We start from the raw sequence: 21,218 nt of genomic DNA, 5'->3' as shown, positions 1-21,218 counted from the left end.
GCGGCGCCGGTTTGTGCCCGCGTACCACCGGGTAGGGATCTCGGAACGCCGGGCGGGGGGCTCGGTGCGAGGAGTGGGGTGGCTATGCGGACGCTGGGCGGGCGGTACCAGCTCGTGCAGCGCATCGGCATCGGCGGCATGTCCGAGGTGTGGCGTGGGCACGACCGGGTGCTCGACCGCCCGGTCGCCGTGAAGATCATGGCTCCGGCCGTCGCCGGCACGCTCGGCGAGGTCTCCGGGGTGGATCTGGTCCGCAGCGAGGCCCGGTCCGCGGCCCGGCTCGCGCACCCGAACGTCGCCGGGGTCCACGACTTCGGCACGTCGCCGGGCGCCGACCGTGAGGTGCCGTACATCGTCATGGAACTGGTCGAGGGACAGACCCTGAGCGACCACCTGGCCGCCGGCCCGCTGGACTGGCGGATCGCGGTGCGGGTCTGCGCCGAGGTGGCCGCGGCACTGGCCGCCGCGCACGCCGAGCACGTTGTGCACCGCGACATCAAGCCGGCGAACATCATGCTCACCCCGGCCGGGGCGAAGGTGCTGGACTTCGGCATCGCGGCCGCGATCGGCACCCCGGAACCGGACCCGGACGGACCCGTCCTGGGTACGCCCGCGTACGTCGCCCCGGAACGCTTCGACGGCCTGCCCGCCACCCCGGCCACCGACATGTTCTCGCTGGGTGTGCTGATGTACCACTGCCTTTCCGGGCGGCTGCCCTGGCACGCCGAGACCAACACCGAACTGGTGCAGTCGCAGCGCTTCCGGGTCCCCGATCCGTTGCCGCCGATCGACGGGCTGGCGCCGGAGGTGCTCGACCTGTGCTCGCGCTGCCTGCACAAGGAGCCGGCCGAACGCCCGACCGCCCTGGTCGCCGCGCTGCTGCTCGCCGAGGCGGTGGACGCGCGGGTGTACGTACCCCTGACCGATCCCGGCGCGGTGCGCCCGCGGCCGCGGGTGTCCGCCTGGGACCAGCGCGCCGCGGAGGCCCCGACCTCGATGGCGCTGCCGGCCGAACCGGAGGACCTCACGGTGCCGGCCGACCGCCCCGGGCGCCATCGGGCGGGTTAGGTTCTCCTGGGTCAGCCGGTCCGAGGAGGGCACCATGGGCATCATCCACATCGACCTGTTCGCGACGCTCGACCTGGTCGGCCAGGCGCCGGGCGCTCCGGGGGAGGACCCCGACGGCTTCCCGTACGGCGGATGGCAGGCGCCGCTGTTCGACGAGACGGTCGGCGAGCACGTGACGGCCGGCATGCGGGGCATGGACGCCCTGCTGCTGGGCCGGCGCACCTACGACATCTTCGCCGGTTTCTGGCCGGACCAGGAGGACGGCGTCGACGGCGGGATCGCCACGCTGTTCAACCGGATCCCGAAGTACGTCGCCTCGCGCGGCAACCCCGACCTCGGCTGGGCGGGCTCCACCCAGCTCCGGCCCGACCTGGCCGGTGCCGTACGCGAGCTGCGCGACCGGCACGAGCACATCCACGTGATCGGCAGCCTGAACCTGGTGCAGACGCTGCTGCGGGAGCGCCTCTTCGACCGGCTCGACCTGTGGATCTTCCCGCTCGTGCTGGGCGTGGGCAAGAAGGTGTTCGACGGCGGCGCCGTGCCGGCCAACCTGACGCTGCTCGAACCGCCGGTGACGTCGGCCAAGGGCGCGGTGCTGCTGCGGTACGGCCTCGCCGCCGGCACCCCGGCCACCGGGGACATGGCCCGCGACGACCGAGGCGCCCCGGCCTGACCTCGAGGCGTCCGGGCGCACGAAGCCGGGAGGACGGTTGTGCCGGTCTCCGTCCTGTCTTATTGTCCTACTGTCATAGGTAAACAGGTTTGGGGTGCTGGTGATCGAGTTTGTGCTGGACGGCCGCTCCAAGACGAACACCTACCTGCAGCTCGTCGAGCAGGTCAAACAGGCGTTGCGGGTCGGACTGCTCGGGCCCGGGGACCAGCTGCCCAAGGTGCGTGATGTCGCGCAGTCGCTGGCGATCAACCCGAACACGGTGTTGAAGGCGTACCGCGAGCTGGAGATCGAAGGGCTCGCCCAGGGGCGGCCGGGGGTCGGCACGTTCGTCACGCGCACCCTCGCCGGCGACTCGCTCGCCAATCAGGCCGACCTGCGCCTCGAGTTCCTCGCGTGGCTGCGCAAGGCGCAGGCCGCCGGGTTGACCGACGAGGACGTCAGTGCCCTCGTCGACACGACGATCCGCGCCGTCCGGCAGGCCGACGCGCTGCAGGGCGGATTCTCGTGAAAGGACACCAGATGGAGCACGTGCTCGAGGCCGACAACCTCGGCAAACGGTACGGGGGACGGTGGGCACTGCGGGACTGCACGCTCCGGCTGCCGGCCGGGCGGGTCGCCGCGCTCGTCGGACCGAACGGGGTCGGCAAGAGCACCCTGCTGCACCTGGCGGTCGGCCTGCTGCGGCCCGACGCCGGCGCGGTGCGGGTCTTCGGCGCCGCGCCGTACGAGAACACCGCCGTGCTGGCCGAGATCGGCTTCGTCGCCCAGGACACGCCGGTCTACCGCGACTTCACCGCCGACGAGTTGGTGCGGATGGGCGGCAAGGTGAACCGGCGCTGGGACGCCACGCTGGCCCGGGCGCGGCTCGCCCAGCTCGGCATTCCCCCTCGCCGGCCGGTGGGCCGGCTCTCCGGCGGGCAACGTGCCCAGGTCGCACTGGCCCTGGCCCTGGCGAAGCGGCCCCGGCTGCTGCTGCTGCTCGACGAACCGGTCGCGAGCCTCGACCCGCTCGCCCGGCGGGACTTCCTGCAGTCGCTGATGGGCAGCGTCGCCGAGACCGGCACCACCGTGCTGCTCTCCTCGCACATCCTCGCCGACCTGGAACGCGCCTGCGACCACCTCGTCGTCCTGCAGGACGGCAAGGTGCGGCTGTCCGGCGACGTCGACGACATCGTCGCCGAGCACCGGCAGCTGGTCGGCCCCCGTCACCTCCCGCTCGACGGAGTCGGGACCGTGGTCCGCGCCCGGCACACCGACCGGCAGTCGACCCTGCTGGTCCGCACCGACCGCCCGCTGCGGGATCCGTCGTGGACGGAGCACGAACTGAGCCTGGAGGACCTCATCCTCGCCTATCTCGCCGACCGCGACACCCCGGCCAACCACGAGGCGTGGGGAGTGCCGGCATGATCTGGCTGACCTGGCGGCAGCACCGCAGGCAGGCCCTGTTCACCCTGCTCGGCCTGGCGGTCCTGGCGGCATTCGTCGTCCCGACCGGCCGGTCCATGCGGCACGCGTTCGACCGGTTAGGTCTGGCCGACTGTGTGACCACCGCCGGCCCCGGCTGCGAGTCGGGCCTCGACACGTTCTCCGGCACGTACGGCCCGCTCGTGCTGGTCAGCGTGCTGCTGTTGGTCGTACCCCTGCTGATCGGGCTGTTCTGGGGCGCCCCACTCATCGCCGCGAGGTCGAACACGGCACCCACCGGATGATCTGGACCCAGGGCATCAGCCGCCGCCGCTGGGCCCTGGTCAAATGCGGCCTGCTCGGCGGTGCGGTGACACTGTTCGCGCTCGTCTACGGCCTCGGCATGTCCTGGTGGTACCAGCCGCTCGGCCTCGTCGACGTCCGCCAGACCCGCTTCACCGAGGTCTTCTTCGACATGCAGGGACTGGCCCCGGTCGGCTACACCCTGTTCGCGGTGGCGCTCGGCGTCTTCGCCGGCACCGCGCTGCCCAAGGTGCTGCCCGCGATGGCCGTCACGCTGGCCGGCTTCGTCGGTGTGCGGCTCGCCGTGGCCCTGCTCGGCCGGCCGCGCTACATGGCCCCCGAGGTCGCCGATCAGCCGGTCGAGGGCGGGCCCGGCGGGCAGGGCGACCTCGCCGGCGGCTGGGTGCTGGCCAAGGAGGTGCGCCAGGCCGACGGCACCTTCGTCACCTCGGGCCTCGTGCGGTGCCCGCAGGCCGACGACTGCGCCGCCGACGCCGGCCTGCGTCCCGGCGCCTACAACCACCACGTGTTCCAGCCGGGGGACCGTTTCTGGACGTTCCAGTGGATCGAGACCGGCGTGTTCCTCGCCCTCGCCGCACTGCTGCTCTGGCTCACCGTCCGGCGGATCCGCCGGATCGCCTGACGCCACGACACCGTAGGAGACATCGATGGCCAGTCGTAGAGATCTGTTGCGGATCGCCGGGACGGCGGGACTCACCGTCGCGGCCGGCGCCGTCGGCGTGCCCGCGGCGCCGGCCGGTACCGCCACCGGGGTTCCCGCGCACGGCGCCACCGCCCACCGGGCACGGGCCACCGGCGGCCTGCAGGCGGCGCTGGACGACATCGTCTCGGCCGCGGCGATCGGCGTGCTCGCCGAGGTGCACGACCGCGGACGCGTGTGGCGGGGCGCCGGCGGCGTCTCCCGGCTGGGCACTCACCGGGCGGTACCGGTCGCGGGACGGTTCCGGGCCGGCAGCATCACGAAGTCGTTCGTCGCCGCGGTCGTGCTGCAACTCGCCGGGGAGGGACGCCTGGCGCTCGACGACACCCTGCAACGGTGGCTGCCGGGCGTCCTGCCCGGCGCCGAACGGATCACCGTGCGCCAGCTTCTGCAGCACACCAGCGGCGTAGCCAACTACCCGAACACCCCGTCGTTCCGTGCCATCTACCACTCGGAAGCGGCGATCGTACGGATGCGGCACCGGACGTGGACGCCACCGGAACTGGTCGCCTTCGCCGCCGGCGTACCGCTGTTGTTCGAGCCCGGAACCTCGTGGATGTACTCGAACACCAACTTCGTGCTGCTGGGCATGGTCGTCGAGCGGGTCACCGGCGCCGGGTACGCCGCCGAGGTGCGCCGCCGGATCCTTCGCCCGCTCGGGCTGCGCGGCACCCGGTTCCCGGCCACCGACGCGGCGCTGACCGGTGCGCACCCGCACGGCTATCTCGCGGTGGGGCGGGACGGCGGCGAGGAGCCGGTCGACATCACCGTCTTCAATCCGTCCGTGGCCGGGGCGTCCGGCGAAGTCACCTCCACCGCGGCGGATCTCAATGTCTTCTTCCGTGCCCTGCTCGGCCGGCGGCTGCTCGGCCCGGCCGAGCAGGAGCAGATGCGGGCGGCGTGCGCCACGCCGCGCGACTACGACTACGGGCTGGGCCTGATGACCAGGACCGTGGCCGGAGGCACCCGGCTGTGGGGCCACCGCGGCGACATCTTCGGCTATTACGCCGAGTCCTGGATCGCCGAGGACGGCGGCCGCCAACTCACGGTCGCGGCGACCCCGTGGGGCGAGGTCGATCCGAAGGTACCCGTCGCCGCTCTCGTCGAGACCGTGTTCGCGGCCTGAGCAGGGGCGATGCCGGGTCAGCCGCTGCGGGGGACCACCACGACCGGCCGCCGGGCCGCCCGCACCAGACGGGCCGACACGCCTCCCAGCAGCACCCGACGGGCCGGCCCGTACCCGCGTGAACCGCAGAACAGCACGTCCACCTCGTCCAGTTCGGCCAGCGTGCCCACCACGTCGCCGGAGAGCACCCGCCAGTCGGTGCCGCAGCCCTGGTCGCCCGCCACCGCCTCGGCCGCCTTCCGCAGCGCCTCCTCGTACGTCTCCCGGGCGGTCTCCAGGAACGCGTGCTCGGCGTCCTGCCCGACCAGGAACGGCAGCGCCGCGTCGCCCTCCGCGACCACCGTGTAGAGCCGCAGCGGGGTGCCGGTGCGCCGGGCCAACCGGCCCGCCTCGGCCAGCGCGGCCCGGCCGTCCGGGGTGTCCACGTAGGCCACCCCGATCCGGCCCAGCGCGCCCGGCGGTGCGGGCAGGCCGGCCGGCGCCACCAGCACCGGGCAGACGCTGCCGGCCAGCAGGCGTTCCGCGGTGCTGCCGGCGAACAGCCGTTCCCGGGGCGCGGACCGGCCGGAGCCCACCACGACGAGCCGCGCGTGCAGTTCCTCGGCGAGGTCGTGCAGGCCGTGTGCGGCGGACGACGACCCGACCGTGCGGTACTGCACGCCGGGCGTGTCGCCGAGGACCGTGCGGGCGCCGTCGAGGACCGCGGTCGCGGCCCGGTGGCGGTCGGCGATCCACTCCGCGTCCACCCGGCCCGACGAGATCGCCGCCGGAGCGGGGTGCACCACCGCCACGACCAGCGGCACGCCCAGCGTCCCGGCGCTCCACCGGGCCAGGTCCAGGGCGTCCCTGCCGGACTCGCCGCCGTCGACGCCGACGATCACCGGTCCGTCCGCCGGCGCGGTCATCGCGGCTCACCGCCGGCCGGCCGGTCCGGGCCGCCGGTCCGGCCGGCCAGGGCGGCCTTGCGGACCTTGGAGTTGCGGTAGCCGTAGGTGAAGTAGATGAGAATGCCGAGGGCCAGCCAGACCACGAACCGTACCCAGGTGTCCCACGGCAGGTCGGACATCAGGTAGACGGCGAAGAGGATGCCGATGATCGGCAGCAGCGGCGACCACGGCACCCGGTACGGACGCGGCATGTCCGGCCGGGTCCGGCGCAGAATGATCACGCCGACGTTCACCAGGACGAACGCGAACAGCGTGCCGATGTTGACCAGCTTGACGATCTCGCTGAGCGGCACCAGGGCGGCCAGGACGGCGATCAGCACGCCCAGGCCGATGGTGAGCCGGGCCGGGGTGCCGTACCGCTGGTTGACCGTGGCCAGCCGCGCCGGGAGCAGGCCGTCGCGGCACATGGCGAAGAAGATCCGGGTCTGACCGTACATGATCACCAGGACCACGCTGGTGATCGCGACCACCGCGCCCAGCGCCAGCACCGACGCGGCCCAGCTGATCCCGGCGCCCTCGTCCAGGGCGGCGGCCAGCGGCGCGTCGGTGGCCTCGAGCTGGGCCGGGCTGGCGATGCCGATCGCGCCGACCGCGGTGAGCACGTAGAAGATCGTGCAGATGATCAGCGAGCCGATGATCGCCCGGGGCAGGTCCTTGGCCGGGTTGCGGGCCTCCTCGCTGCCGGTGGAGACGGCGTCGAAGCCGATGTACGCGAAGAAGATGATCGCCGCGGCCGCGGTCACCCCGTCCACCCCGGAGGGCATGAACGGCTGGAAGTTGCCGGTGCCGAAGTTGAACAGCGCCACCACGATGAAGAAGCCGAGGACGGCCAGCTTGATCACGACCATGACCAGGTTGACCCGGGCGCTCTCGGTGACGCCGCGGACCAGCAGCAACGTCACGGCCAGCACGATCACCACGGCGGGCAGGTTGAACACGCCGCCGTCCTCGGGCGACTTGGCGATGGCGTCCGGCAGCGCCACCCCGAACGCGGCGTCCAGGAACGCGTTCAGGTTGCCGCCCCAGCCGACCGCGATGGCGGCCACCGACACGCCGTACTCGAGGATCAGGTCCCAGCCGATGATCCACGCGACGATCTCGCCGAGCGTCGCGTACGTGTAGGTGTACGCGCTGCCGGAGACCGGGATCGACGAGGCCAGCTCCGCGTAGGACAGCGCGGAGAACACGCAGGCCACGGCGGCCAGGATGAACGACAGGATGACGGCCGGTCCGGCGACCGCGGCGCCCTCGCCGATCACCACGAAGATGCCGGTCCCGATGATGGCGCCCACGCCCATGGCGGTGAGCTGGACCGAACCGACCGCCTTCTTCAGGCCGTGTCCCTCTTCGGTCGTCTCGGTGACCAGCGACTGTACGTCCCGGATGGCGAAGATTCCGGGCTTGTTCCCTGATGCGGTAGCCACGTTCGGCCCACCTCCCACTCCGGCGGCGGTCGCGCGTCTCCGCTGCGGTGGAACCCGGCCCGGGCGCGCCCCCGGGGAGGCGGCTGCCGACAGAGATCGACGGCCACCCCTGTCACCGTCGCGTCACACCTGGTGACGCGCAAGATGATCCCCGCGATCCGTCAATCTTGGCTTCCGGGCTTGCATGATCGCCGGGGCGGTGGGTGAGGCGGCCGGGTTCCGCGGCGGCCTGCGGGGTGCGTGGTGCCGTTGTACGGTGAATCGGACGACGCGACGAGCCGGATCGGAGGATGGGATGGGCGAAGCCGTCATGACGACGCGCCGCCGGGCCGACGGCGGGATCGTCGTCGACGTCCGCGGCACGCTCGACGCGGCGACCGTCGACGCGCTGCGCGAGGCGCTGGTCGGCACGCTGCAGCGGGAGCGGCCGGCCACGATGACCGTGGACCTCACGTTCGTGACGTTCATGGACTCGATGGGCATCGGCGCGCTGGTCACCGGCTACAACACGGCGCGCGAGCTGGGCACCCGGTTCGAGCTGCGCAACCCCAGCGAGTTCGTCCACCGGCAGCTGCGGGTCACCGGGCTGGCCGCGATGTTCGGGCTGTCCGGGTCCACCACGGAGAGCCGCACCCGCACCTGAGAGATCTTGCGCGGGTGAGCGGCACGACCGTTAGGGTGCGGTGATGGAACCGGCGGTCGGAGCGTGGTGCACCGGCTCGGAGGTCTGCTTCCGGCTGCGTGACCAGGAGCGCAGACTGTCCGGGGTACGCCTTCGGCAGGGCGTCTGGCCGCGGTCCGCGCCATGCGACTTCGCCTACGACGACGACGTCCGCGCCTGGGAACTGCGCCGTCCCCGGCCCCCGGTGCAGCGGATCGAGTACCAGATCGAGCTGACCCACCCGGACGGCAGCACCGAGACCGTCTGCGACCCCGACAACCCGCGCCGGGCCCCGGGCGGATTCGGCGAGTCGTCCGTGCTCTGGTGCCCCGGCTACCGCGAGCCGGACTGGCTCGACCTGCCGCCCGCCGCCGGCCGGTGGCGCGACGTCTACCTGCCGCTGACCGCGGTGCGCAGCGAGATGGTGGCGCGGATCTGGTCGCCCGGCACGGCCACCGACCGGGTGCTGGTCGCGCACGACGGTCCCGACTACGACCGGTACGGCGGGCTGGGCCGGTACACCGCGGCGCTGATCGGGGCCGGCCGGCTGCCTCCGTACCATCTGGTCCTGCTCCCTCCGGGCGAACGCCTGGAGTGGTACTCGGCGAGCCCGGCCTACGCCCGTGCGCTGGCCCGCGAGGCGCTGCCGAAGGTGGCCGCCGAGCTCGGCACCGACCGGCCCGTGGTCGGCGCCGGCGCCAGCCTCGGCGCCCTCGCCATGCTGCACGCCCAGCGCCGGCATCCGGCCCGGTTCGCCGGGCTGTTCCTGCAGTCCGGCAGCTTCTTCCGGCCGCGGTACGACCGGCACGAGTCCGGCTTCCGGCGCTACCTGCGCATCGTCCGGTTCACCGGCCGGGTGCTGCGCGACCCGCGACCGCATCCGGTGCCGGCCGTGCTGACCTGCGGCGTCGGCGAGGAGAACCTGGCCAACAACCGGGACATGGCGCTTGCGCTGCGCGACCAGGGGTATCCGGGCAGTCTGGAAGAGGTGCCCGACGCGCACAACTGGGTCGGCTGGCGTGACGCGCTCGACCCGCACCTGACCACCCTGCTCCAGCGGGTGTGGGCGTAGCCGTATCGACCGGGGAGGGGCGCCAATGGCGGACGTCGAGCACACCATCGGACTGCTGCTGGGCACGGAGGACGACTGGCCGCGGGCGTACGAGGCGCTGCTGCGCCGGGTCGGCGTGGTGTCCGACGACGACGGCCGCAAGCACCGCACCCGCAGCGTGCGGGTCACCATCGAGCCGTTCAACCTGCGCGACAAGCCCCGCCATGACCTGGTCATCGACCGGCTGGCGTACTGGTACTACCACCCGCGCGAGTGGCTCAAGAAGATCGCCCTGATGGACGACGTGTACCTGCTCAACAGCCCGTTCACGTTCCAGTCCATGGAGAAGCACGCGGCCTACTGCGCGATGATCCGGCTCGGGCTCAAGGTGCCCGAGACGGCGCTGGTGCCGTTCAAGAACCCCCTGGACAATTCCCGGTACGCCTACACGTCGGGCCGCTACAACCAGCCGTTCGACCTGGAGGCGGTGGCCGCGTCGATCGGCTATCCGCTGTTCATGAAGCCGTACGACGGCGGTGCCTGGGTCGGCGTCTCCAAGATCCGTAACCCGGACGAGCTGCACGCCGCGTACGACGCCTCCGGGGAACGGCTCATGCACCTGCAGGCGTCGGTCGAGGACTACGACGTGTTCGCCCGCTCGCTCACTATCGGCCCGGAGACCATGGTGATGAAGTTCCGCCCGGACCTGCCGATGTACGAGCGGTACGCGGTCGAGCACAACTTCCTGGACGCCTCCACCGGGGACGAGGTGATCACCATCTCCCGGTTGATCAACGCGTTCTTCCGCTGGGAGTTCAACTCGTGCGAGTCGCTGGTCCGCGGCGGCGAGGTGTACCCGATCGACTACGCCAACGCCTGCCCGGACGTGGCGATCACGTCGCTGCACTACTACTTCCCGTGGGCGATGTCGGCGCTGCTGCGCTGGACGATCTTCTGCGTGGTCACCGAACGCCGGCCGCGGCTGGACCTGGACACCGCCGCGTACTTCGCGATCGGCGACCGCGACGATCTGCCCTACGCGGACAAGCTCGCCGGCTACCGCAAGCTCGCCGACGAGTACTTCGAGGTGGAGCGCTACCAGGAGTTCTGCGACCGGCACCTGGGCCACATCGACGAGATCGTGTACGGGTGGATCAGCTCGGACGAGTTCCGGTCGCTGCTCGCCGAGACGGTCCGGGCGACGTACCCGGTGCACGAGCACGAACGGTTCCTCGGCCACTTCGGCGGCCTGATCGACGCCTGGGTGCGTGACCAACGCTGAAGTGTCGTACCCGCGGCCTAGAGTGCGGGGGGTGCACATCCGGATCGAGGGGACCGACCTGCCCGGCGGCCGCGGCGGCGCCGAGGCCGACCGGCTGCGCCGTGACCACGTGCACGTCGGCGTCCAGCGGCGCGCCGAGGTGGTCGACCGGGTGCCCGCCGACGCGCCGTCGGCGGTGTGGCGGCTCGAGGTGACCAGCCGGGAGATCGACGGCCTGCTCGACGTCGGTGGGCCGTGGGTGCACGGGCGGCCCGGGGCCCGGTTCCTCTACCTCAGCTGGGGCGCGGTGTCGGACGGCGGGTTCGCCATGTTCCGCCGGGCCAAGCTGCTGTTCGGCGACGTGCCGACCGGCCTGCTGCGCGCCGCCCACGACGGCGAGGCGGTGCTGGTGGGACGGCTCGGGCTGACCGACGTGGACGGCGGGCCGCGGTGCGCGCGGGTGCGGCCGCCGGACATCACCTGGTCACTGGCGTGACCGAGCCGGTGCGGCCGGCCGGGTCCGGGCTGGGTGGATCTGAGCCGAGCGGGTCCGGGCTCAGTGGGTCCGGGCTCAGTGGGACCGGGCTGGACGGGTCCGGGCTGGACGGGTCCGGGCTGGACGGGTCCGGGCTGGACGGGTCCGGGCTGGACGGGACCAGGCTGGACGGGACCAGGCTGGACGGGTCCGGGCTGGACGAGTCCGGGTCGGGCGGGTCTGGGCTGGGCGGTGACGTGCGGGTTCTGCACGGCTTCATCGCCCGGGACGGCGGCCTCGCCCTCTGGGCCGAGACCGACCTGCGACCGGTCGCGCCGCACGCCGCGCCCGGCGGCGGCGCGGAGCCCGGCCGTGCGGGCGAGCCGGTCCGGTCGCGGACCCGCCGGGGCGAGGCCCCGGCGCACCCGTTCGCGCTCCCCGCCGCCCGGCTGCCGGCCGGCGAGCCCCGCCCCGACGGCATCCTGCTGCTGCCGTCGACGTCCGCGGCGCCGCTCCCGTCACCCCAACTGGGACTCCCGCCCCGGCGCGGACGGCCACGGTTCCGGCCGTGGCGGGTGCCCACGGTGGCCGCACCGTTCGTCACCGACGACCTGGCCGACACGATCGGCGCCCGGGCCGCGCCGTCCGTGCTCTACCTGGCCGAGGTGTGCGCGTTCGCCGCCGACCTGGTCGGCCGGGGCCGGGTGCTGCCCGGAGTGCTGCCGGACGGACCCCGGCCGCGCAGCCGCTGGCGCCCGGTGCTCACCGGTCCGGACGTCACCCGGCACGCCGACCTGCTGCGCCGGATGCCGGCGGCCTGCCGCGCCGAGCGGTCCCGCCCCGGCGACGTGGCCGGGCTGCCCGCCGCCGACGCGCTGTACGCGGCGCTGGAGCGGCTGGTCGACGGCCTGGTCCGCACCCGGCTCGCGGAGGCCGGCGTCACGCTCGGCGGTGCCGGATGGCTGGCCGCGCTGACCGGAGAGGCCACGTTCGACGCGCCGCCGGACACGCTCGCCGGCCTCACCGACGCGCTGGACGCCTGGCACGCGGACGCCTCCACCGGTGCCGCGGTGCGGGTGTGTTTCCGGCTCAGCCACCTGCACGAGCTGGAACCGGACGAGCCGGACGCCACCGGGGCGCCCGCCGAGACCGGCGGCCCCGGCGACGCCGGGGACGCGTGGCTGCTGGAGTTCCTGCTGCAGCCGCTCGACGAGCCGAGCCTGCTGGTGCCGGCCGCCGACGTGTGGCGGGACCGCAGCGCGCCGCTGCGCCGCTGGACGCACCACCCGCAGGACCGGCTCCTCGCCGGGCTCGGCCGGGCCGCCCGGCTGGTGCCCGACCTGGACGCGGCACTGCGCGTGGCCCGCCCGGCCGACCTGGTGCTCGACACCGAGGGGGCGCACCGGTTCCTCAGCCAGGCGGCGGTGCTCGAACAGGCCGGGTACGGCGTGCTGGTACCGGCGTGGTGGCGCCGGCCGCAGAGCCTCGGACTGGCCCTGGAGGTGCACACCCGCGACGAGGTGCCGGCCGTGCTCCGGGACGAGGCCAGCGACCTGCGGCGGCTGGTGGACTACAACTGGGGCCTGGCGCTCGGCGGCCGGGTGCTCACCTCCGACGAACTCACCGAACTGGCCGCGGCCAAGGTCCCGCTGGTCCGGCTGCGCGGCGAGTGGGTGTACCTGGACCCGGAACGCCTCACCGCCGGGCTGGCGTTCCTGCGGCGCGGCGGCGGCACGATGACCGCCGGCGACGCGCTGCGGACCATCCGGCTGCTGCCGCCCGAGGAACTGCCGCTGCCGGTGACCGCGTCCGGCGGCACCGGCTGGCTCGCCGACCTGCTCGCCGGTGACCTGGACCAGCGGCTGGAGTTGCTCGATCCGCCGGCCGGGCTGGCCGGGGAGCTGCGGCCGTACCAGCGGAGGGGTCTGTCCTGGCTCGCCTTCCTGGACCGCCTGGGCGTCGGCGCCTGCCTGGCCGACGACATGGGTCTGGGCAAGACCGTGCAGCTGCTGGCGCTGCTGCTGCACGCCCGGCGTGGTCCCACGCTGCTGGTCTGCCCGCTGTCGGTGCTGGGCAACTGGCAGCGGGAAGCGGCCCGCTTCGCCCCCGGCCTGACCGTGCGCGTGCTGCACGGCGCCGACCGGCCCGATCCCGCCGGCCTGGTGGACGGCTGCGACGTCGTGCTGACCACGTACGCGACGGCCACCCGGGACGCCGACGCGCTGGCCGCCGTGGCCTGGGACCGGGTCGTGCTGGACGAGGCGCAGCACATCAAGAACAGCGCGAGTGCGGTGGCCAGGGCGGTGCGCCGCTTCCCGGCCCGGCACCGGACGGCGCTGACCGGCACCCCGGTGGAGAACCGGCTCGCCGAGCTGTGGTCCATCATGGACTTTCTCAACCCGGGCCTGCTCGCCTCGGCGTACACGTTCCGGGCCCGCTTCGCGGTGCCGATCGAACGGTACGCGGACGAGGACGCGGCGGCCCGCCTGCGCCACGCCACCCGGCCGTTCCTGCTGCGCCGGGTCAAGTCGGACCCGGCCATCATCACCGACCTGCCGGACAAGCGGTACGTGCGGCACCTGTGCGGGCTCACCCGGGAACAGGCCACGCTGTACCGCGCCGTGCTCGACGACATGGTCCAGCGCCTGGCCGAGACCACCGACAAGCGCCGCAACGGCGTCGTGCTGTCCGCGATGACCAAGCTCAAGCAGGTCTGCAACCACCCGGCCCAGCTGCTCGGCGACGGCTCGCCGCTGCCCGGGCGGTCCGGCAAGCTGGACCGGCTGGAGGAGATCCTGGACCGGATCCTCGCCGACGGCGAGCGGGCGCTGTGCTTCACCCAGTACGCCCGCTTCGGCGCCATGCTCGCGCCACACCTGGCCGCCCGCTTCGACGTGCCGGTCCGCTACCTGCACGGCGGCACGCCGCGCGGCGCACGGGACGCCATGGTCGCCGAGTTCCAGGCCGACGAGCGGCCCGGCATCTTCCTGCTGTCGCTGAAGGCCGGCGGCACCGGGCTCAACCTGACCGCCGCCAACCATGTCGTGCACGTGGACCGGTGGTGGAACCCGGCCACCGAGGCGCAGGCCACCGACCGGGCGTTCCGGATCGGTCAGGACCGCGACGTGCAGGTGCACACGCTGGTCTGCCTGGGCACCGTCGAGGAACGCATCGACCGCCTCATCGCCGACAAGGGCACCCTCGCCGAACGCGTGGTGGGTAACGGCGAGGGCTGGTTGACCGCACTGTCCACCAGCGAGCTGCGGGACCTGCTCGCGCTGTCCCCGGAGGCCGTCGGTGACTGATCCGTTCCGGACTCCGCCGAGCGGAGCGGTCGTACCGGCCGGCGCGCCCCGGCGATCCGGCGCGACGCCGTTCTCGGCCCCGTTCGTCGCCATGTTCGAGGCGCTGCGGATGGCACCCACGTTCGCCCGCGGCCGGCGCGACGCCCGGTCCGGCCACGTCCGCCACCTCACCGTCTCCGGCAGCCTGGCGGTGGCCCTGGTACGCGGCCCCGACGAGCCCGCCGCCCACCGGTCCCGCATCGCGGTCCGCGCCCTCGGTGCCGCCGAATGGTCCCGCGTCGAGGACACCCTCGCCTCCCAGGCCCGCTACGTCGCCGACCTGCTCGCCGGCCGGATGCCCGCGGACATCGACGCCGTGTTCGCCGAAGCCGGGCTGAGCCTGCTGCCGCTGTCCATCGGCGAGATCGCCATGGACTGCAGCTGCGAACGCTGGCCGATGCCGTGCGTCCACCTCGCCGCCACCTGCTACGCGCTGGCCGCCGCGTTCGACACCGACCCGTTCGAGGCTTTCGCCTGGCGCGGCCGTCCCCGCGACGAACTGCTCGAACGCCTGCGCCGGCTGCGCGGCGCGGCCGCCGTCGAGGCCGCCGCCCCACCGGCGGCCACCGCCACGGACCCGGCCGAGCTCGGCGACTGCGCCGACTTCTGGTCCGGGGGTACGCCGTCCGGCACCTCCCCGCCGGTCACGCCGGGTCGCCCGGACGCGCTGCTCGACCAGCTCGACCCGCCTCCGCTGGCGGTGCACGGCCGGCCCGTGACCGACCTGCTGCGTCCCGCCTACCAGGCGCTGCCGCCGGACTGACCAGCGGCGACTCCGCACCCGCCCACCCGGCTCGCCGGACCCGGCTCGCCGGACCGTCCGGCTGGAGTGGCTCGCTCGAGCGCCTCGGTGGACTCGCCTTGCGGGAGTGGCTCGCGCGCTGGCTGTCGAGCAGCGCCGAAGTGCGACCTGAGTCCCTTCCGGGTCCCCCGGATGGTTGACCGCCGAGGTTACCGTCCGATCGTGATCATCTCTGGGGTGACCGAGCGGCCCGGCCTGCTGGCGATCCGGGCGGCGGCCCTCTTCGACGGCGTGACGGAGACACTTCAACCCGACCCGTTGATCATTGTGGACGGCGTCACCATCGTCGCCGTCGACAGTGCCGTCGCTCCGCCGCCCCACGCGCGCGTCCTGGACCTTCCGGGTGCCACGCTGCTGCCGGGCCTGATCGACACCCACATGCATCTGGTGTTCGACGGGGGCGCCGACCCGGTCACCTCCCTTGCCGCCCGTGCCGGAGACGAGGACGCCGTCGTCACGGCCATGGCAGCCGCCGGCCGTACCGCCCTTCGGGCCGGCGTCACCACGGTGCGGGACCTCGGTGACCTGCACCATCTCTCGCTGCGGCTGCGAGGCCGCGACGACCTGCCCACGATCGTGGCATCCGGGCCACCGATCACCACCCCTGCGGGGCATTGCCACTTCCTCGGTGGCGAGGTGGAACCGTCGGAGGACGCGGTGCGGGCGGCCGTGGCCGAACGCGCCGATCACGGGGCCGACGTCGTCAAGGTGATGGCCAGCGGCGGCCGGATGACACCGGGTACCCGGCAGGAGCTGTCCCAGTTCCCGCCCGCCGTGCTGCGGGCCGCGGTGGACGGGGCCCACCGACTCGGGTTGCCGGTCGTCGCACACGCCCACGGGACGGCGTCCATCCGTGAGTCACTCGACGCCGGTGTGGACGGTCTAGAGCATGTCACGTTCTGGAGCGCCGACGGGGTCGACGAGCCGGGCGACCTCATCGGCCGCATGGTGCAGAGCGGGGTTGCCGTGGGAATCACCGTCGGCAACGTTCCCGTGCCAGGAGCGACGACTTCCCCTGCGGTCCGGACGCGTACGCCGGGGATCATCACCAACTTCCGCCGTCTGCACGAGGCCGGCGCGCGTCTGCTCGTCGGCACGGACGCAGGAATCGAGATCACCAAACCACACGACGTCCTGCCCTTCGCGATCGCCCAGGCGGCTGCGGTGCTACTCGGCCCGGCCGGTGCTCTGCGCGCCGTCACGTCCACCGCGGCCGCGGCGTGCGGCCTGGGATCGCGGAAAGGCCGGATCGCCCCGGGCTTCGACGCCGACATCCTGGCGGTGGACGGCAACCCCCTCACCGACATCACGGCACTGCGCCGTGTCCAGGCCGTCCTCGCCCGCGGACACCAGGTCAACCAGGATGTTCCTGACCGCGACCGGCGGAACGGCTGATATTGCCTCTGGAGACCGGACGGGCCGCGGGGATGCCACCTCGGTCCGGATGGTGCCGACCCGGTGCCACCCACCGCCGGACAGCCCTCCACCCACCGGGATCACCGCAACCGAACGGCCCCGCCACCGCCCCGGGCCGGCGCGGTGGTCAACCGTCGCGCCTGGAGCCGTTCGGTGAGCGGAACGGGGCCAGGGTGGCACGGATCGTGTCGGCCGCGCCCCAGTCGTCGTCGAACTGGGCCAGCACCGCGAGATGCTGCCGCAACTGGATGATCGGCATCCGGGCCGGCCAGTCGGCGTCCAGCGAGGTCAGCTCCGCGTAGACGGCGAAGAACCGGTGCGCCTCGGGCGGCGGCGAGGTGGACCACACGTGGGCGAGGTCGACCTCGGCCCACATGTAGGACACCGCGGGGTCGATCAGTGCGGGCCGGCCGTCCGGGGTGGCCAGGAGGTTCTGGGTCCACAGGTCGCCGTGGGTCAGGCAGGCCGGCCGGTCCGGCAGCAGGTCCGGCAGCCGGTGGCACAGCCGCTCCAGGGCCGCCCGGTCGGCGGCGTCGAGTGCGGCGTCGACGCGGGGTTGCCCAAGCCAGCGGAGGAGCCGATGTTCGGCGAAGAACGCGAAGCCGTCGTCGTTCCAGGTGTTGACCTGCCGGCGGCGGCCCAGCCAGTTGTCGCGGTGCCATCCGAAGCGGGGATGGACCGTGCCGGCGTGCATTCGGGCCAGATCGTGGGCGAACTGTTCCCAGAACGTCTCGCTGTCCGGTCTGGGCCGCAGCACCGAGAGCACGAGCAGGTCCCGGCCGGCCCGGATCACGTCCGGCGTCACCATGCCGCCGAGGTCCCGCAGCGCGGTCAGCCCTTCGGCCTCGGTGGCGAAGACGTCGACGTCCGGGGTGTCGGCGAACGCCTTGACGAAGACCGGTGGCCCGTCCCGGCGGGTGGCGATGCCGGCCAGCGCCGCGAGTCCGCCCGTCGCCGGCTCGACCGCGAGCACGTCGCGCATCCCGGCCCGGTGCAGGCGGTCGAGCAGGTACGCCGCCGAGCGCGTCACGGAAGGGCTCCTCTCGTCCGTAAGATCGCGGCCGGCCACCGGGTCGTGGCGCCGTCGGTGGGGTGACCGATCGCTCAGGCGACGCAGAACTCGTTGCCCTCGGGGTCCAGCATGACGACGTGCCCGAGGTCGTCGCCGTACCAGTGCTCACGGACCACCGTCGCACCGGCGGCCACCAGTTCGGGCACCTTCCGCCGGATCAGGCGGGCCCGTTCGGCCATGTCCCACGGGCCCGGCCCGGCCACCCGGATGTCGACGTGCACGCGGTTCTTCGCGGTCTTTCCCTCGGGCACCTTCAGGAAGGCGATGGCGGGGCCCCGGCCGTCGGGGTCGACGATGGACGCGTTGTCGGGCTCGTCGAAGCCGGGTTCGCTGACGTAGCCCAGCGCCAGCGCCCAGAAGGCGGCGAGCCGCTGCGGGTCGTCGGCGTCGGCGCCCAGGGTCCAGAAGGTGGCCACCCCGCCAATCTACGCGGGCCACCCCGCCCGGTCCCGGGAAGGCGGACCCGGGCGGCGGTCGGTCAGGTGTGCGGAGCGGGCCGTAGGGTGCCGGTGTGGACTGGGTCGACTGGCATGCGGACTACGACGTACCCGACTCGAAGCTGGCGCACCGCCTGCGCATCGTGCAGGCGCGGATCCGGACCGCGCTGGACGCCATGCCGGCCGGGCCGCGGACGGCGGTCAGCCTCTGCGCCGGGCAGGGCCGCGATCTGATCGGGGTGCTCGCCGGCCACCCGCGCGGGGGCGACGTGCGTGCCCGGCTGGTGGAACTCGACCAGCGCAACGTCAACGCCGCCCGGGCGGCGGCCCGCGCCGCCGGCCTGGACGGTGTGGAGGTGGTGCGCGGCGACGCCGGGCTGACCGACTGCTACGCCGGCGCGGTGCCCGCCGACCTGGTCGTCGCGTGCGGCGTGTTCGGCAACCTCACCGACGAGGACGTGCTCGCCACGGTGGACGCCTGCCGGGCGCTGTGTGCCCGCGGCGGCACGGTGGTCTGGACCCGGCACCGGGGCGCGCCGGATCGGGTGCCGGCCACCTGTGCGAGGTTCGAGGAGGGCGGCTTCGAGCGGCTGTTCCTGACTCCGCCGGAGGTGGGCTTCTCGGTGGGCGCGCACCGCCACGCCGGGGATCCGGTGCCGCTGCGGCCGGGCCGGCGGATGTTCACGTTCGTCGGGGCGGCGACGCTCCGGGCGATGGTGGATCCGTGACCGGCGCCCGCCGGGAGACCGTGACGCCCGCGCTGGCCAGCATGACCAGGACCAGCGCCAGGATCTCCAGCGGGCGCAGGCGCTGGTCCAGGACCAGCAGGCCGGCGATCGCGCCGCCGGCCGGTTGCAGGCTCATCAGGATGCCGAAGACCCGGGTGGGCATGCGGCGCAGCGCGTGGAGTTCCAGGCCGCTGGGCAGCACCGAGCAGAGTACGGCGACCACGGCGCCGCCGAGCAGCAGCGCGGGATCGTCGAACGCGGCACTCGCGCCGCCCGCACCGAACGGCAGGACCAGCAGCGACGCCACGGCCAGCGAGACCGCCAGGCCCCCGGTGCCGGGTACCAGCCGGCCGAGGCGCGCGCTGAGCAGGATGTAGCCGGCCCCGCACAGCCCGGCGGCGAACCCGAGCAGCAGGCCGCCGGCCGGTGCGGTGGCGCCAGGGTCCCAGCCGAGCAGCACGACGCCGACGGCGGCCAGGGCCGCCCAGGTGAGGTCCGGCAGCCGGCGGGTCTGCACCAGCGCGAGCAGCAGCGGGCCGAGGGACGCGACGGTGACGAGGATGCCCAGCGGGACGGTGCGCAGCGCCAGGTAGAACAGCAGGTTCATGGTGCCGACCGTGACGCCGAGCAGCGTCGCAGCGGTCCACGCCGCGGGGGACCAGGTGCGTACCCGCGGACGGGTCGCGACGGCCACCACCAGCGCGGCGATGGTCAGCCGCAGGACGGTGACGCCCGCCGCGCCGAGATCCTCGAAGAGGGTACGGGCGAACGCGCCGCCGAACTGGATGGACGCGATCGACGTCAGCACCAGCAGCGGCGCCGGCACCACCGGCGTCCGCACCGTCACCAGGGGATGGGCCGGTAGTCCTTCAGGAAGCAGCCGTACACGTCCTCGCCCTGTTCGCCGCGGACGATCGGGTCGTACACCCGGGCGGCGCCGTCGACCAGGTCCAGCGGGGCGTGGAAGCCCTCCTCGGCCAGCCGCATCTTGGTGGGGTGTGGTCGCTCGTCGGTGATCCAGCCGGTGTCCACGCTGGTCATCAGGATGCCGTCGGCGAACATGTCGACGGCGCTGGTGCGGGTCAGCATGTTCAGCGCGGCCTTGGCCATGTTGGTGTGCGGGTGGCCGGCCCCCTTGTAGCCGCGGCTGAACACGCCCTCCATGGCGGACACGTTCACCACGTACCGGCGCGGGAACGGCGACGCCTGCATCGCCGCGCGCAGCCGGCTGACCAGGACGAACGGGGCGGTCACGTTGCACAGCTGCACCTCGAGCAGCTCCACCGGGTCGACCTCGTGCACCCGGTCGCTCCAGCTGTTCGTGGGTGCCAGGTCGGGCAGCAGGCCGCCGGCGTCGATCGCGTTCGTCCCGGCGGTGAGCGCCAGCGTGGTCACCGCGTGCGCGGGCACCGAGGCCGGACCGCCGATCTCGCCGGTGGACCGGCCGCCGAAGTACTCCACCTCGGGCAGCGGGCCGTCCGGCAGCGGCTCCGACTCCGCCGCGGCCAGCGCCGAGTAGCTGCCGGGCGACCGGCGTACCGTCTGGGCCGCGTTGTTGATCAGAATGTCCAGCGGCCCCCGGGCCGCGACCGCGTCGCTGAGCGCCACCACCTGCGACGGATCGCGCAGGTCGATGCCGACCACCCGGAGCCGGTGCAGCCAGTCGGCGCTGTCCGGCATGGCCGCGAACCGGCGCATCGCGTCGTGCGGGAACCGGGTCGTGATGGTGGTGTCCGCGCCGTCGCGCAGCAGGCGCAGCGCGATGTACATGCCGATCTTGGCGCGGCCGCCGGTGAGCAGCGCGCGACGGCCGCTGAGGTCGGTCCGGGCGTCGCGCCGGGCCCGGTTGTGCGCGGCGCAGTCCGGGCAGAGCTGGTGGTAGAACGCGTCCACCCGGTGGTATCGCTGTTTGCAGATGTAGCAGCCGCGGGCCTGGCGCAGGATCCCCGCGGTCACGTCCTCGGTCGCGGTCCGCAGCGGCAGGCCGGCGGTCTCGTCGTCGATCCGGTTCGGCGCGCCGGTCGCGGTGGCCTCGGTGACCGCCCGGTCCGCGGCCAGGATGGCGTCGCGCCGTTCCCGGCGGCGGCGCAGTTTCGCGGTCTTGAACAGTCCCGCGGTGGCCCGGCGCACGGCGACCGCGTCCGGGTGCTCGACCGGCAGCGCCTCCACCTCGGCCAGGACGGCCAGGCACGCCGCCAGCCGTGCCGGATCCACGCCCGGCGCCTGCTCCCGGTCCTCACCCGCCGTCATCCGTGCTCCCACCACTTCCCACCGACCACTGCCGCCAGGCACTGTACTGTCCCGG

Annotated in this window: 19 protein-coding genes and 1 pseudogene; 14 read left to right on the top strand and 6 right to left on the bottom strand. The window is 73.6% G+C overall.

Annotation, left to right across the window (positions count from 1 at the left end):
- The first annotated feature begins 84 nt into the window (after positions 1–84).
- From LDL48_RS26620 to LDL48_RS26590, 6 genes and pseudogenes are all read left to right on the top strand, one after another.
- Positions 85–1,068 carry a serine/threonine-protein kinase gene (locus tag LDL48_RS26620; protein ID WP_225257970.1) on the top strand — a complete coding sequence of 328 codons (984 nt, stop codon included), beginning with the start codon at positions 85–87 and terminating at the stop codon, positions 1,066–1,068.
- A 34-nt stretch (positions 1,069–1,102) separates the two neighbouring features.
- A complete protein-coding gene (locus LDL48_RS26615; protein WP_225257955.1) occupies positions 1,103–1,741 on the top strand; it encodes a dihydrofolate reductase family protein in 639 nt (212 codons plus the stop codon).
- 100 nt (positions 1,742–1,841) lie between these two features.
- Positions 1,842–2,249, top strand: a complete 408-nt coding sequence (locus tag LDL48_RS26610) for a GntR family transcriptional regulator (RefSeq protein ID WP_225257954.1) — start codon at positions 1,842–1,844, stop codon at positions 2,247–2,249.
- 11 nt (positions 2,250–2,260) lie between these two features.
- On the top strand, positions 2,261–3,148 hold the full coding sequence (locus LDL48_RS26605) for an ABC transporter ATP-binding protein (protein ID WP_225257953.1): 888 nt from the start codon (positions 2,261–2,263) through the stop codon (positions 3,146–3,148).
- Positions 3,145–4,091, top strand: a pseudogene (locus tag LDL48_RS26595) (ABC-2 membrane transporter-related protein). The gene LDL48_RS26605 and the pseudogene LDL48_RS26595 overlap by 4 nt, the downstream one beginning before the upstream one ends.
- Positions 4,092–4,116: 25 nt before the next feature.
- Entirely contained in the window at positions 4,117–5,295 is a 1,179-nt protein-coding gene (locus tag LDL48_RS26590) for a serine hydrolase domain-containing protein (RefSeq protein WP_225257950.1), read from the top strand.
- Between the two features lie 17 nt (positions 5,296–5,312).
- Here LDL48_RS26590 and LDL48_RS26585 read toward each other — a convergent pair whose 3' ends face one another.
- Positions 5,313–6,200 carry a universal stress protein gene (locus LDL48_RS26585; RefSeq protein ID WP_225257949.1) on the bottom strand — a complete coding sequence of 296 codons (888 nt, stop codon included), beginning with the start codon at positions 6,198–6,200 and terminating at the stop codon, positions 5,313–5,315.
- Positions 6,197–7,666: an amino acid permease gene (locus LDL48_RS26580; RefSeq protein WP_225257948.1), complete on the bottom strand. Its 1,470-nt coding sequence runs from the start codon at positions 7,664–7,666 to the stop codon at positions 6,197–6,199. The genes LDL48_RS26585 and LDL48_RS26580 overlap by 4 nt, the downstream gene beginning before the upstream one ends.
- Before the next feature lie 310 nt (positions 7,667–7,976).
- On the opposite strand from LDL48_RS26580, the gene LDL48_RS26575 reads away from it, so the two are divergent.
- The 7 genes from LDL48_RS26575 (at position 7,977) to LDL48_RS26545 (ending at position 16,655) form a co-directional block, all read left to right on the top strand.
- Positions 7,977–8,309: an STAS domain-containing protein gene (locus LDL48_RS26575; protein ID WP_225257947.1), complete on the top strand. Its 333-nt coding sequence runs from the start codon at positions 7,977–7,979 to the stop codon at positions 8,307–8,309.
- Between the two features lie 43 nt (positions 8,310–8,352).
- The gene (locus LDL48_RS26570; protein ID WP_225257946.1) at positions 8,353–9,399 is read left to right on the top strand and encodes an alpha/beta hydrolase; all 1,047 of its coding nucleotides are present in this window, start codon (positions 8,353–8,355) and stop codon (positions 9,397–9,399) included.
- Between the two features lie 25 nt (positions 9,400–9,424).
- Positions 9,425–10,660, top strand: a complete 1,236-nt coding sequence (locus tag LDL48_RS26565) for an ATP-grasp domain-containing protein (protein ID WP_225257945.1) — start codon at positions 9,425–9,427, stop codon at positions 10,658–10,660.
- Positions 10,661–10,691: 31 nt separating this feature from the next.
- Positions 10,692–11,135: a DUF5990 family protein gene (locus LDL48_RS26560; RefSeq protein WP_225257944.1), complete on the top strand. Its 444-nt coding sequence runs from the start codon at positions 10,692–10,694 to the stop codon at positions 11,133–11,135.
- Positions 11,132–14,419, top strand: coding sequence for an SNF2-related protein (locus tag LDL48_RS44245; RefSeq protein WP_308016495.1), 3,288 nt, complete (start codon positions 11,132–11,134; stop codon positions 14,417–14,419). The genes LDL48_RS26560 and LDL48_RS44245 overlap by 4 nt, the downstream gene beginning before the upstream one ends.
- Positions 14,412–15,221, top strand: coding sequence for an SWIM zinc finger family protein (locus LDL48_RS26550; RefSeq protein WP_225257943.1), 810 nt, complete (start codon positions 14,412–14,414; stop codon positions 15,219–15,221). Before LDL48_RS44245 ends, LDL48_RS26550 begins: the two co-directional genes overlap by 8 nt.
- A gap of 201 nt (positions 15,222–15,422) precedes the next feature.
- Complete coding sequence (locus tag LDL48_RS26545; protein WP_225257942.1) at positions 15,423–16,655, top strand: amidohydrolase family protein; 1,233 nt, start codon at positions 15,423–15,425, stop codon at positions 16,653–16,655.
- A 148-nt stretch (positions 16,656–16,803) separates the two neighbouring features.
- Here the strand turns inward: LDL48_RS26545 and LDL48_RS26540 are convergent, their stop codons facing one another.
- Both LDL48_RS26540 and LDL48_RS26535 read right to left on the bottom strand, forming a co-directional pair.
- Entirely contained in the window at positions 16,804–17,706 is a 903-nt protein-coding gene (locus LDL48_RS26540; protein WP_225257941.1) for a fructosamine kinase family protein, read from the bottom strand.
- A 74-nt stretch (positions 17,707–17,780) separates the two neighbouring features.
- Positions 17,781–18,164, bottom strand: a complete 384-nt coding sequence (locus tag LDL48_RS26535; protein ID WP_225257940.1) for a VOC family protein — start codon at positions 18,162–18,164, stop codon at positions 17,781–17,783.
- Between the two features lie 95 nt (positions 18,165–18,259).
- On the opposite strand from LDL48_RS26535, the gene LDL48_RS26530 reads away from it, so the two are divergent.
- Positions 18,260–18,913 carry an SAM-dependent methyltransferase gene (locus tag LDL48_RS26530; protein ID WP_225257939.1) on the top strand — a complete coding sequence of 218 codons (654 nt, stop codon included), beginning with the start codon at positions 18,260–18,262 and terminating at the stop codon, positions 18,911–18,913.
- Here the strand turns inward: LDL48_RS26530 and LDL48_RS26525 are convergent.
- Together LDL48_RS26525 and LDL48_RS26520 are read right to left on the bottom strand one after the other, a co-directional pair.
- The gene (locus LDL48_RS26525; RefSeq protein ID WP_225257938.1) at positions 18,867–19,760 is read right to left on the bottom strand and encodes an EamA family transporter; all 894 of its coding nucleotides are present in this window, start codon (positions 19,758–19,760) and stop codon (positions 18,867–18,869) included. The genes LDL48_RS26530 and LDL48_RS26525 overlap by 47 nt on opposite strands.
- Positions 19,757–21,163, bottom strand: a complete 1,407-nt coding sequence (locus tag LDL48_RS26520) for an SDR family NAD(P)-dependent oxidoreductase (RefSeq protein ID WP_225257937.1) — start codon at positions 21,161–21,163, stop codon at positions 19,757–19,759. Before LDL48_RS26520 ends, LDL48_RS26525 begins: the two co-directional genes overlap by 4 nt.
- Positions 21,164–21,218 lie beyond the last annotated feature (55 nt).

It is taken from the genome of Jidongwangia harbinensis, from assembly GCF_020216025.1.
In the GTDB taxonomy this organism is placed as follows: Bacteria; Actinomycetota; Actinomycetes; order Mycobacteriales; family Micromonosporaceae; genus Actinoplanes; species Actinoplanes harbinensis.
This window is presented reverse-complemented; position numbering and strand designations above follow the sequence as displayed.